The organism is Roseofilum acuticapitatum BLCC-M154 (assembly GCF_030068475.1).
Classification (GTDB): Bacteria; Cyanobacteriota; Cyanobacteriia; order Cyanobacteriales; family Desertifilaceae; genus Roseofilum; species Roseofilum acuticapitatum.
The window spans coordinates 17,348-29,892 of the sequence record NZ_JAQOSP010000036.1 but is presented as its reverse complement, the minus strand read 5'-3'; the positions used below and the strand labels follow the sequence as shown (position 1 = coordinate 29,892).

Sequence of the window (12,545 nt, the reverse complement as noted above, 5' to 3'; positions counted from 1 at the left end):
AGCCTGTGAGGGATCATAACATTGTTGTCCGATCGCTTCCAACGGGGTGCAACTGTCCCAAAATTTGCCCAGAGTTGGCTCCGGTGACTTGGGGCAGATTACCGGGTAGACCGAGATGATGCCAATAGCCGAGGACGGCAAAGGCGATCGCTTCTTTAAATTCGGCATTTAAGCCCATTTCTTCAGTTGTGAGGACTGGAATGGGGTTCAGATGGTGTTGAATGCGGTCTTTGAGGTAGAGATTACGACTGCCTCCTCCACACAGTAGCACGCGATCGGGCATCTGGGGCAGAAATTGGCGATAGTTTTGCACCACAGAAATGGCTGTAAATTCTGTCAGGGTGGCTAGGCGATCGGCATCGCAGAGATCGTAAGCTTGGCTCTGTTGCCAACAGCGCTGCCAGAAGTCTAGCCCAAAATATTCGCGGCCGGTGGATTTGGGGGGCGGTTGCTGAAAATAGGGGTCTTGCATCCACTGGTCTACCAAGGGTTGGCAGGGGGTTCCACTGGCGGCCCAAGCGCCCTGATTATCATAGTGTTGAGCGCCGTTGGTGAGCTGCTCTACGGCGAGATCTAGGAGGCTATTACCGGGGCCGGTATCCCATCCCCGCACTTGGTCGAGGTGTTGATGACTATTGGCGGGTAGATAGGTTAGATTGCCGATGCCGCCTAGATTCTGGATGCATTGGCTGTGGGTGGGATGGCTGAGGAGGCAGGCATCTACGGGGGGGACGAGGGGGGCCCCATGGCCACCGGCGGCGATATCGGCTTGGCGAAAATTACTAATGGTGGGAATACGGGTATTGTAGGCGATCGCCTCTCCGCGTCCGAGTTGCAGACTGTAGCCGAGTCCTCCATGGGGGGGACGATGGAAGACGGTTTGCCCGTGGGAGGCGATCCGTTGGGCGGGGGGATGCCCTTGCTGTATGTTAAGCGCAGCTTGGCTAAAGGCGTGGGCAATACGGTCATCGAGGGTGGCGAGTTGGGGAAGGGAGAGAGCTGTGCCAGAGGCGATCGCCAAAATCTCCCGTTGCAATTCCTCCCCATAAGCATAGGTTTCCCCTGCCACTAAATCCACCTTTAAATCATATCCCTCTCCAGAAATATCCACCAGCGCCGCATCAATTCCATCTGCCGATGTACCACTAATCAAACCAATAATATACATGATTTTTACTGCCTTTAAAATTCCTAAATTGGCAACCGATTAATCGATTTATTATGGCCAATTAACACCATTGAATCACCCTTTTCCATCCGTTGATTCGCTTGAGGATTTACCTCCAACTTATTCCCCTGATGATTAATCGCAATCACCGTCAATCCATACTCATTTCTTAAATCCAACTCTAAAAGAGTTTTGCCAGCAAACTCTTCCGGAACTAACAATTCCACCATACTATTATCTGGATCGAGTTCTACCCGCTCCAAGATATTCGGTTTCGTCAAAGAAATCGCTAAATTACAGCCCATCTCATATTCCGGGAAAACCACCCAATCCGCTCCCACCTTATTGAGCAATTTATCATGAATTTTAGAAGACGCTTTCGCTACCACAAACTTCACCCCAGCCTCTTTCAAATTCAATGTCGTAATCACACTTTCTTCCACATAATTACCAATACTGACAATCACCGTATCAAACTCAAAAACACCCGCCTGTTTCAGGGCCATCGGATCGGTAGAATCCAAAGTCAATACATGGGTAGCAATTTGACTATTGATCGCCTGATTCACTTGCTGTTCGCTCGAATCAATTCCCATAACTTCATAACCCATATTATATAGGGTTCCACAAACCGCTCGCCCAAACCGTCCCAACCCAATAACGGCAAACTGTTGATTATTTTGACGCAGGCGACGAAACCACCCGAAAGACTCTTTTTTCACTGTACGATCTCCCCTGAGTTGATATGGGTACTCCAAATTTCAAGTTTAATGTATAGCAAACCTAAATGAGTTGTGTAATGGCTGCCCCTCATCTCCCTACCCCCTTCTCCCGCAGGAGAAGGGGGAAAAAGTCCCTCTCCCGTGGGATTCCTGATTTTCCGCAAAGCGGACATGAAAGGGAGAGGGCATTTCCCGTTGTACAACTCATTTAGACTAGCTATATAATCCTAAAAACTGTAAATCAACAGTGTACCTCATAGCAGTGTGTTTCATGTCCGCGACGATCCAAAGCCCTATAAAATCATACTCGTCACAAAAGGGCACCAAAAGTTAACAGCCCTTAGTGCTATTCTAGAGTAACGGTCAAATTTCACAGCTTAACTCATGATTAAAGACATAGAAAAACAATCTATAGACTTGCCAATATCCAGTTCCACTAAAATGTATTCGCCTGAAAATCAATTACTGTTGTGCTGTATTCGTTACCAACTCAATTCAGCCAAGGCTTCTGAGGTTCAAGATTTGCTAAGAACTGATTTAGATTGGGATATTCTGGTTCAAAATGCAGTGAGGCAGAATGTATTTATGCTGCTCTATCGAACCCTAAAACAAAATCAGTCAGAGGGTGTGCCTTTATCTGTATTTGAGAGAATAGAAAACGAAGCTCAAAAACGGATGACGTATAATTTATTTTTGACCAATAAATTGTTACAAGTGCTTAAATTATTTGCAGAACATAGTATCCAAGCTATTCCTTTTAAGGGGCCAATCTGGGCACACTTAGCCTATGGCAATATGGGACTTCGAGAGTTTTCTGATTTGGATGTTTTAGTGCGTCCTGAAGATTATTCTAAAGCTAAAGATGTACTGATCGAGCAAGGGTATTATGACAAACACTTTGGTGGACTTGAAGAGAGTATTGGAGAAGCTCAGATGGTGTTACCCGATGGCCGAGTCAACATCGACCTGCATTATAAGTTAACGCCACAAAACTTTTATCTACAGATCGAGACGGAATCGTTTTTCGATAACTTGCAAACTTTATCTCTTTCGGGTAAAGAAGTCGCCACATTCTCTCCAGAAAATTGTCTCGCTCTTGGTTATCTCCAGGGAGCAAAAGACAGTTGGAATTCATTAAAAAGAATCTGTGATTTTGGAGCCTTAATTCAGACTTATCCAGAAGCAAATTGGCAGGAAGTCATCGCTCAATGTGGAACGGATGAGAACGATCGCGTATTTTTGCTAGGAATTGCGATCGCCCAAACCTATCTACAAATTTCCCTTCCTGAAAGATTTTCAGAAAAGCTGAAGCAGTTTCCAGAAGTGGTGAAAGTTGCCCGGCAACATGAAGAGTATATGTATCATAAAAACATGGAATATGGCTATATCTTCTTGATTATCAGTTTGTGGGAGAGAAGAGAAAACACTTTATGGAGTAGGTTGCAATATTTGCTAAAGATTATTTTTCATGTGAATGCAAGAGATCGAGAATTATTTCCCCTGCCCGATCTTTTGTTTTTTCTCTATTATCCCCTGAGAATTGTCAGGTTAATCGGAAAACATAAAATCAGCAAAGAAAAAATATCGTCTCTCTGGAGTTTATTCAAAGGTTAATTTTATTGATAATACTTGGATTGAATAGAAAATAAACGGGCATAAGTTCCACCGAGCTGTAATAACTCTTCGTGGCAACCCGTTTCTACAATTCTACCTTTTTCTAAAACAAAGATGCGATCGACCATCCGAACCGTAGACAAGCGATGGCTGATCAGAATAGCTGTTTTTCCTTCAATCAGTTGACGAAATTTTTCAAACACTTCATATTCTGCTTCAGGATCGAGTGCGCTGGTAGGTTCGTCGAGAATTAGCAGTTGAGCATGACGCAAAAAGGCGCGAGCGATCGCTACTTTTTGCCATTCCCCAATGCTCAATTCTTCTCCTTCCTCAAATTGGGTTCCTAACATGGTATCATAGCCTTTAGGAAGTCCATAAATTGCCTTCTCTGCTCCTGATTTTTGGGCGGCTTCGATAATCTCAGCATCATTGTCCATGTGGGCAATATTTCCCAAACCAATATTTTCTCGAACGGTTAAACTGTAGCGGACATAATCTTGAAATACCACACTAATTTGTCGTCGCCAATCTACAACATTGAATTCCTGTAAGTCAATGCCATCAATGGTAATTCGTCCGTAAGTCGGATCGTAGAGGCGACATAATAATTTAATTAAGGTGGTTTTTCCGGCTCCATTTTCTCCGACTAAGGCAACTGTTTCTCCTGCGGGAATGGTGAGATTAATGTTTTGGAGTAAGGGACGACTGCTATGGGGATATTGAAAAGAAACATTTTCAAATTTCAAGCTCTGTTTGATGGGTTGGGGAACCCATTGGGGATAGATCGGATTAGCAATCGTGGGTTTTAAGTCCAGGAATTCGTAAAGATGGGAGAGAAATAAACTATTTTCGTATAAACCGGCAAAACTAGACAGAAGTTGGCCTAAAAATGCCTGTCCCCGTTGAAAACCTTGATAATACATCACCAAACTTCCTAGGGTGATCTGTCCTTGAATGGTTTGATAGGCAATAAGGCTAAATACGGCAAAAAGAGCGAGAATTCCACTGAGTTGAGTTAAAAAATCGGCGATCGCCCGTTTTCGAGCTAGAGCTAACTTTTCTTGACGAATGTCCTGTCTTAGGTTATGGTAGCGTTTTCGGAATAAAGCTCCGAGATCGAATAGCCGTACTTCCTTGGCATAACTTTCGATGGTCAGCATCCAGTGAAAGTACCAGGCCATACGTTCTTTTGCTGTCCAAGTTTTTTGCTGTCGATAGAGTATTTTACTCTGCTGTAAGCGAACGAATAAGACTGGAAGTGCTGCGGCTAATAAGACGATACTAATCGACCAATGGAGGGAAAGCAGTAATCCGGCGATCGCCACCAGAGAAATCGCATTTTGAGCCAAATGTAGCAAATTATTCAGTAAATTTTGCGGTCGATAGCTGGCTTCTTGTTGAGCGCGGTGCAGGGAATTATAGAAATTAGCGTTTTCGTAATATTCTAAGTCAAGTTCAACGGATTTACTGTGTAAAATATCATTGACAAAATCAGTAACAATCTGGGATTGAGCTTGGGTCGCATATCCCGATAAAGACCGTAAAAGATTGGTGATGAGTGCCGTTATTCCCACCAGAAGAACGATCTTCAGGACATCATACAAGGCAGACATGCCATTGCCAATACCCGCAGTCACGGTATCGATGAGTAACTTCATTAAATACAGGGAGGCTAAGGGTAATACACCTTGTAAAAACACGAGAATAATCGTACAAGATGTCCAAAATGGTGTACTTCGCCAAACTAGACCGATCGCTCTTTTCAGATTTTTGAGCAGTTGTAATTGAAATTGCATCCGTGTTATTCTTCTCCCAAGAACCAACTGACAATCGTAAACCTCTCACCGGCTGTCACTGGCTTCACTTCATGCATCAGTATAAAGACACCTAAGCGCTCAAACAGGGTTAATTGATCGAACATGGTACAAATTTTGGTTTAATTGAATAGCAAGTCAAACGTAGTATATGACTTTATGAGTGGTATTGTCGGTATTGTCAATGGGGACGGTCAACCCATTGATGCCAATCTTTTACAGCAAATGACCGATTTGATGAGACCTCAAGCTCCTGATGCTCAGAATATCTGGAGTGAGGGTTATGTGGGTTTGGGTCATGCTCTCTTGCGGACGACTTGGGAATCGGAACATGAACAGCAACCTCTCGGTTTAAATGGAAAAGTTTGGATTACTGGGGATATCCGTTTGGATCGCCGTCAGGAGCTAATTGACCGCTTGCGTGCTTGTGGACGCAATCTAGAGAACGATGCACCTGATGTTGATCTGGTGTTGCATGGCTACTGGGTTTGGGGAGATGCTTGTTTAGAACAACTCAGTGGAGATTTTGCGTTTGCCATTTGGGATAGTCAGCAGCAGCGCTTGTTCTGTGCTAGAGACCAGTTTGGGATTGTTCCGTTTTATTATGCACAAATGGGTCAAACTCTGGTGTTTAGCAATCATCTGAATACCGTGCGCTTTCATCCTAGAGTATCGGATAAGCTCAATGAGAGCGCGATCGCCGATTACCTCCTCTTTAGCATGAATATGGATCGGGCGACCACCACGTTTGCCGATATCCACAAGCTGCCTCCCGCTCACACCCTGACTTACTCCAAAGGTCAAGTTCGCATTCAGCGTTACTGGCAATTACCTGAAGAGGTGGAATACCTCAATTATCAGCGTCCAGAGGACTATATCGAACACTTTCGGGAGTTATTCGAGCGCTCAGTGGCAGACCGACTGCGGACTAACAGTGCGGGAACCCATTTAAGTGGAGGAATGGACTCCACCAGTATTGCAGCCACGGCTTATAAATTAATGACCGAAACGGGTGCGCCTGTTGACTTTCGCGGATATGCCATTGTTTACCAACATCTGATTCCCGACGATGAAGGAGACTATGCCACCCAAGTTGCCGAAATGGCCGGCTTCCCCATAGAGTACGTCGTGGCTGAAGACTATATTCAGCAAGCTCCGGAGGACAATTCCGAATATCTCTGTCCCGAACCCCTACTCATTGCTAACCAAACTGCTGAACTGGAAACGATGCGCCGCGTAGCCGGGTACAGTCGGGTACTGCTGGCTGGGTTTGGTGGCGATCCAGCATTTCATCCGCCACCTTCTTCCCAGGGTAAGTCGCTACAGAATCCGCATACTATCCGGGACTATATCCGTTTGCTTCGTGCGCGGGTGCGGTTGCGGACTCGATTACGTCAGTGGCGGCAAAGTGGGCAACAACCACAGTCGAACGTTACTGGCCGCAAGCCGCCACAGAAGGAGTTTCCCGACTGGTTGAACCCAGAGTTTGCTGAACGAATGCAAATGCAGGCACGACTGCAAGAGAGATTAACCGCTTCACCGGAACTCGAACGCTATGGGATGGAAACGGCTCCTTTATGGTCGAATATTTTTGCTTGGGGAGATCCGGGGTTTAGTGGGTTTCCGGTTAAAGTTCGCTATCCCTTTTTTGATGTATCTCTGGTACTCTACCTACTCTCAGTTCCACCAGAACCTTGGTTTAAGAATAAATTCTTGCTGCGGGAAGCGATGCGAGGTCTGTTGCCAGATTCCGTGCGAGAGCGACCCAAAACACCCCTGAGAGGATTTCCCCATTACAACCTCATGCAGCAGCGAGGGATTCAACCCTGGATAGTGGAATTGGCAACTTTGCCCACTCTGACTCCCTACATTAATCCAGAAGCTCTGTTATTCAGATGGAAGACTTTAGCCGAACTCACCCCTACGAACTACAACCAGACGATTCCAGCCCTGCAATTAGCCTATTGGCTGCACCACCAAAACCTTGATTAATGTCCATTGTGGAGTATCATCAACTATAATTGCTGGTGAAAACTCTTGCGTTAACCCCATCTGAAGTAAACTACCATGTCTGCAACCGATTCTAATCAAGCAAATCTTGCCAACAACCGTCCATACCATACTCCCAAACTGAAGAAGTTTGGGAGTGTCAGCGATCTGACGCTAACCTCGCCTTTTGCTGGCAATAGCAGTTTTGATGGCGGTGCATTTCCGAATAGCTATGTTGCTGCTGGATCGTAAAGAATCCAGGAAAATGAGATCAGTTAGTCTCATCGACCCAATATTTCAAGCTTAGGGGTTGAGCGATCGCCAAAAACGAAGCTCTAGGAGCCAGGCGATCGCGATCGACCCCGAACCCAAAGTCGAATCTCTTCTCAATCTCCTATGAGCATTCCCCGTAACGGTGGTCAAATCTTCACCTACCAAGTTTACGGCTTAACCCTGGCGAGCAATCAATCCTTGCCGGGGCTATTGGCTTGCGATAATGATATGTCTGTCGATATCTGGGTGGATTTGAAAGATGCTCCCGAATCCGATTCCGCCATTGGCAGGGTTCCCTTCCATCCACAGGGGCCTGCTAATTTTGACTCTCAGATTGAAAAACGCTCTCGTGCAGATGGAAGCAGCTATTTCAACTTTTGGTATCGCGGTAACGAATACATGGAGCCAATCGATCTCCAGCTCGAAGCCGATGGCAGTCGCATTAGTTCGCCCAATTGGACGAATTCGATTATAGAAGATGTGACGGTGTTGTTGCTGGGGTCAGTGTTGAAGTTGGCCCTGCGGTTGCAGGGAAAGGTTTGTCTGCATGGTTGCGTGTTGGCAGTGGGTGAGCAGGCGATCGCGATTTTGGGCGATTCAGGAGCGGGTAAATCGACAACAGCAGCCGCTCTTGCCGGACAAGGATACCCCATTCTTTCCGATGATGTCGCTCTTCTGACCGAATCATCGGATCATTTCCTCGTCCACCCCGGCTATCCCCGTCTGCGACTGTGGCCGGAGTCGGTTAACGCCCTCTACGGCTCGGAAGAAGGCTTGGCGCGCGTGCTGCGCTTATCCGAAAAGCGCTTTATCGATCTGACTTATAGCAGTGATGAACCTGTAGCCAATCAAAGCCCGTGGCAATTTCAGAAGGAACCCCTTCCTTTAGCTGCTATCTACGTTCTGGGAGAACGGCAACCGGGATTGGCAGCACCGGTCATTGAGTCTATTCCTCCAGCCATGGCAGTGGTAACCTTGATGAAGCAGCGATCGGCAACCTTCTTAAAATTAGATACAGATAAGCAAGCCCAAGAGTTTGTGGCTCTGAGCCAAGTCGCGAAGAGAGTGCCCCTGCGAAACGTGACTCGTCGCGATAGTTTGGACGCATTGCCTCAATTGTGCGACGCGATTACAGCAGATGCGGCTCGTATAACGAAGTCAGAGAAATGTACTCATGAATAGCCAACCCCAAATCCCCGATCCGGAGACAAGAACAAGGTCTATTGCTCGCTGGCGAGAGATCTGTCTAATGTTTGATGATGTGAATATGCTGCTCGATGAAGCGATCGCCCTTGCCGAAGCTGATATTCGCAATAGTCCGATTAATGTTGAGCGACGACAGCGAGCCAGAAATTTACTAGAAACTAAATGAGGTCATTCCATCTGAAACCTGGAGTGCAATTATTGGAGATATCGATGAATCCTAAAAATCCAACTCTTTCTCCCCTACATCAGAAAATTGATGCTGGCGTGAAACAAGCTATTGCCGAGGCGATCGAGAAACATCGGAAACTGGGCGAATCCATTAGTATTTGGCAAGATGGAAGAGTTATCACCATTGAGAGCGATAAAATCCCACCTCTAGAAAAAGATGTCTAGTTTTTGCCCAACATTAGAGACAATTGGAATCTGTCATGAATAGCAAACTGAAAATACCTGATTCAGAGACGAGAGCGCAACGAAAACTCATTCTAACTCTAGATGACGCGATCGACAGAAATTATGACGCTGATTGATACTTTAAAATTTCCCTACAGGTACATCCGTTATCAAATGGCTGGGGATATAAGGAGGCGTTATCGTTGGGTAATGTGTAAATTCTTTCCTCAATTGGGTTTTCCCAAGTTGGGGTTACTAGTCAACGAGCGCGAGCTGCTTCCGCAATACAAGGCAGCGATTAAATATTTACAAGAAGCACTAGGGGCTGAAAATATTGGCGACTATTTAGAATTTGGAGTTTGTCAGGGAACTTCGTTCTCTTTGATGTACAGTGCATTACTGAAGGCGAAGCTGAATCACGTTCGCCTTTTTGGATTTGATTCTTTTGAAGGCTTACCCTATGACGAAGAAGGAATATGGCCGCAAGGTTTTTTTGCCATTGATTATAATTATGTTGTAGAGTCTCTGAGTGCTAAGAACATTGATTGGTCGCGATGTAGTTTAATCAAAGGGTTATACTCTGACACGCTAAATTCTGACCTCATCCAGAAACATAAGTTACGCAAGGCAAGTTTGATCATGATTGATGTCGATTTATATGCATCAGCAAAGGAGGCTCTCAATTTTTGTAAGCCTCTCATCCTTGATAAAACTATTATCTTTTTCGATGAATGGAATTTTCAAGGGTTAGCAGATCGAGGTAAAGGCGAGAAACGTGCTTTTGATGAATTTCTGCAAGAGAATCGCGAGTTTACTGCGACTGAAATGGGCAGTTATAGTTACTTTCCCGGTGATAACTATGGCAAGGTATTCTTGGTTCGTCGCACTGAGTAATTTTGATTTTTTATGGGTGAGCTGGCTGCTCCTAAGAACAATAGATTGAGGAAGATAAGATGACCGCGATAGCTCCAGAAATTGCCAAGTTCAGCGTGGAAGAGTACCATCAAATGGTCGCGATCGGTCTATTTAAAGAACGCCGAGTAGAATTAATTAACGGAGCGATCGTAGAAATGTCTCCTCAAGGCACGGAACATGCTTATTTTGAAGAAAACTTAGCGAAAATACTGGAGAGGCTAACCGCAGGACGAGGCTATGTTCGAGAAGCTAAACCGATTACATTATCTCAATCGGAGCCAGAACCAGATATCGTAGTGGCTAAACTGCCGCGATCGCAATACATCGACCATCACCCCTTTCCTGAGAATATCGAGCTAGTTGTTGAAGTCTCTAAAGCAACTCGAAATTATGATATTTCAGCGAAAAAAGAACTCTATGCCCGCGAAACTATACCCGAATATTGGATTGTAGATATTCAGAATAAAACCTTAATTGTTTATCGCGCTCCTCAAGATAGTGACTATCAAGAAAGGCAAGAATTTTCAGTAACAGAAGTTGTTTCTCCCTTCGCATTTCCGGATATTGTAATTTCTGTATCGGACGTTTTTGCGGTTTGATATTACTACCCCAAAGAAAACCATGCACTCACCTCTAACAGAGTCTATCGATATACTATTGCCCCATCTCGTGCCAAAATTAGTTGCACCCGATGCAATCTGGGGATTAAAAGCATTAACGGATAATCTGGCTCCGATTCTCCGAGGGGGGTTTGAATGTCGCCTGAGTTCCGATACTTCCCAGGTGGATTTTCAACAATGTATTATCCGGGATGAGAGTCAGTTAAAATCGCTGCAACAGGCAATGGCTATTGCTACAGGCCAGAGCATACCGACGGATGCTAGATGGTCGCAATTACAGAATTTTCTGGCACAATGGGAATTATCTCTTCATGAAATTCCAGAAATTTGGTTGGAATACGATCGCGACAACTCATCAGATTTTCTACCTCTCCCCGCCATTTTTGTCGGCTTTCCCCAAGAAAAGAATCCAACTGTCGATACCTATGCCATTGCCACAAAATCCCTAAACTTACTCCTAGATTGTTCGGTTTGGCACAAGTGGCAAGATAATCTGGAACGGTGCTTTAGAGCTTGTCCCCATGGGGTATTTGTCAGCCATATTGGTGTAATGCTCTCTCGAAACTCGCCTGCTTTACGAGTGAATGTCAAACATTTGCAACCCGATGCACTCGTAGACTACTTACAAGAGATTGGCTGGCAACAGGACACCCAGGAACTGCAAGCTTTGATGAAACAGTTGTTAGAGTTTGTCGATCTCCTCACCGTCTGTCTTGATGTCGGTCAGCTCATTTATCCCCAAATTGGATTAGAATGTATTTTGCACGGACAGCCTCCTCATGAATCTCGCTGGGCTATGCTTTTAGATTTTTTAGTCAAACGAGGGTTATGCTTGCCTGAAAAGCAAGAGGCATTGTTAACCTGGCCAGGTCAAACCACTCCCGTCAATGCTCAAGCATCTTGGCCCAGTCAGTTGATTGTTGCTTCTCTTTTACAGTCGAAAGAGTGCTTTACTCTCTTCGATCGCCGATTAAGCCACCTAAAACTTGTTTACCGTCCCCAATCTCCCCTAGAAGCTAAAGCCTATCTTTGGTTTGAACATAAGTTTGTCTCTGGATAACATCATGAACATCAATCTCGAAGAATACCTCGATCTAAATGATTTTTATGGCAGCGTACCCGTTGCCGAATGGCAAAAGGTGATTGGTGAGGAATTACTGTACCATTGTGGTTTTTTTCGTGGTTCTGAAGATTTAGAAACCGGTTTGAAACAAACGATTCGGAATTTTTATCCCTACATTACGACCGGTTCCCATGTATTAGATATTGGCTGCGGTTGGGGAGGAGTCACCAAGATGTTAATTACCGAATGTCATTGCTCTGTAGAAGGTATCTCTTTCAGCGAAACCCAGGCAGACTATTGCCGCAGTCAGGGTTTCAATGCATCCTACAAAAACTTGGAACGAGATGAGTTGGGGGGCAAGTATGACCTGATTTTTGGCATTGAAATCCTCTCCCATATTCGCGACAAGCTGAAACTGCTGCGACAACTGCGCTCCTTAGCTCCCCGTATGATTATCTCAGTCCACTGCGTTGGAGACCACTACTTGGGAGAGAGGGAAACGTTTGGGGGGTCGATGCTGATGTGTTCGGTTTCGGAATTACTGCAATACGTGGAGGAAGCAGGCTGGAAAATTCAATTTACCCAAAGCAGGCGATTTCAAGCACTGCGAACGTTTGTCCTCTGGAAGGAAAATTTAGATCGGGTCTATGGGGAAAATAAGCCTCCTGGACAGCTTAACTACTTTCTCGGTTATGTCAATGCTGCCCTTGCATCGCCAGTAACCTGGTCTCTGTCATTTCCCCTTATCGATATTGTTGCAGATTGAGG

The 12,545-nt window shown here is 45.3% G+C and carries 13 protein-coding genes; 10 read left to right on the top strand and 3 right to left on the bottom strand.

What is annotated here, in order from left to right; all coding sequences use genetic code 11:
• Positions 1-13: 13 nt before the first annotated feature.
• Together PMG71_RS05085 and PMG71_RS05080 are read right to left on the bottom strand one after the other, a co-directional pair.
• Positions 14-1,168, bottom strand: coding sequence for an anhydro-N-acetylmuramic acid kinase (locus PMG71_RS05085; protein ID WP_283752563.1), 1,155 nt, complete (start codon positions 1,166-1,168; stop codon positions 14-16).
• Between the two features lie 23 nt (positions 1,169-1,191).
• Entirely contained in the window at positions 1,192-1,890 is a 699-nt protein-coding gene (locus PMG71_RS05080; protein WP_283752562.1) for a potassium channel family protein, read from the bottom strand.
• A 441-nt stretch (positions 1,891-2,331) separates the two neighbouring features.
• Here PMG71_RS05080 and PMG71_RS05075 point away from each other — a divergent pair, with 441 nt between their 5' ends.
• Positions 2,332-3,504 (top strand): nucleotidyltransferase domain-containing protein, encoded by a 1,173-nt coding sequence (locus PMG71_RS05075; protein ID WP_283752561.1) that lies wholly within the window; start codon positions 2,332-2,334, stop codon positions 3,502-3,504.
• Between the two features lie 2 nt (positions 3,505-3,506).
• On the opposite strand, the gene PMG71_RS05070 is transcribed toward PMG71_RS05075, so the two are convergent.
• Positions 3,507-5,300: an ABC transporter ATP-binding protein gene (locus tag PMG71_RS05070; RefSeq protein ID WP_283752560.1), complete on the bottom strand. Its 1,794-nt coding sequence runs from the start codon at positions 5,298-5,300 to the stop codon at positions 3,507-3,509.
• Positions 5,301-5,477: 177 nt separating this feature from the next.
• Between PMG71_RS05070 and PMG71_RS05065 the strand changes: the two genes are divergently transcribed.
• The 9 genes from PMG71_RS05065 (at position 5,478) to PMG71_RS05025 (ending at position 12,543) form a co-directional block, all read left to right on the top strand.
• Positions 5,478-7,310: an asparagine synthetase B family protein gene (locus tag PMG71_RS05065; protein WP_283752559.1), complete on the top strand. Its 1,833-nt coding sequence runs from the start codon at positions 5,478-5,480 to the stop codon at positions 7,308-7,310.
• 75 nt (positions 7,311-7,385) lie between these two features.
• Positions 7,386-7,559, top strand: coding sequence for a hypothetical protein (locus PMG71_RS05060; RefSeq protein WP_283752558.1), 174 nt, complete (start codon positions 7,386-7,388; stop codon positions 7,557-7,559).
• 144 nt (positions 7,560-7,703) lie between these two features.
• Positions 7,704-8,762, top strand: a complete 1,059-nt coding sequence (locus PMG71_RS05055) for a hypothetical protein (protein ID WP_283752557.1) — start codon at positions 7,704-7,706, stop codon at positions 8,760-8,762.
• Positions 8,755-8,952: a hypothetical protein gene (locus PMG71_RS05050; RefSeq protein WP_283752556.1), complete on the top strand. Its 198-nt coding sequence runs from the start codon at positions 8,755-8,757 to the stop codon at positions 8,950-8,952. Before PMG71_RS05055 ends, PMG71_RS05050 begins: the two co-directional genes overlap by 8 nt.
• A gap of 44 nt (positions 8,953-8,996) precedes the next feature.
• The gene (locus PMG71_RS05045) at positions 8,997-9,179 is read left to right on the top strand and encodes a hypothetical protein (RefSeq protein WP_283752555.1); all 183 of its coding nucleotides are present in this window, start codon (positions 8,997-8,999) and stop codon (positions 9,177-9,179) included.
• Between the two features lie 123 nt (positions 9,180-9,302).
• Entirely contained in the window at positions 9,303-10,073 is a 771-nt protein-coding gene (locus tag PMG71_RS05040) for a TylF/MycF/NovP-related O-methyltransferase (RefSeq protein WP_283752554.1), read from the top strand.
• 59 nt (positions 10,074-10,132) lie between these two features.
• On the top strand, positions 10,133-10,693 hold the full coding sequence (locus tag PMG71_RS05035) for a Uma2 family endonuclease (protein ID WP_283752553.1): 561 nt from the start codon (positions 10,133-10,135) through the stop codon (positions 10,691-10,693).
• A 22-nt stretch (positions 10,694-10,715) separates the two neighbouring features.
• Positions 10,716-11,774, top strand: coding sequence for a hypothetical protein (locus PMG71_RS05030; protein ID WP_283752552.1), 1,059 nt, complete (start codon positions 10,716-10,718; stop codon positions 11,772-11,774).
• Between the two features lie 4 nt (positions 11,775-11,778).
• Entirely contained in the window at positions 11,779-12,543 is a 765-nt protein-coding gene (locus PMG71_RS05025; RefSeq protein ID WP_283752551.1) for an SAM-dependent methyltransferase, read from the top strand.
• Positions 12,544-12,545 lie beyond the last annotated feature (2 nt).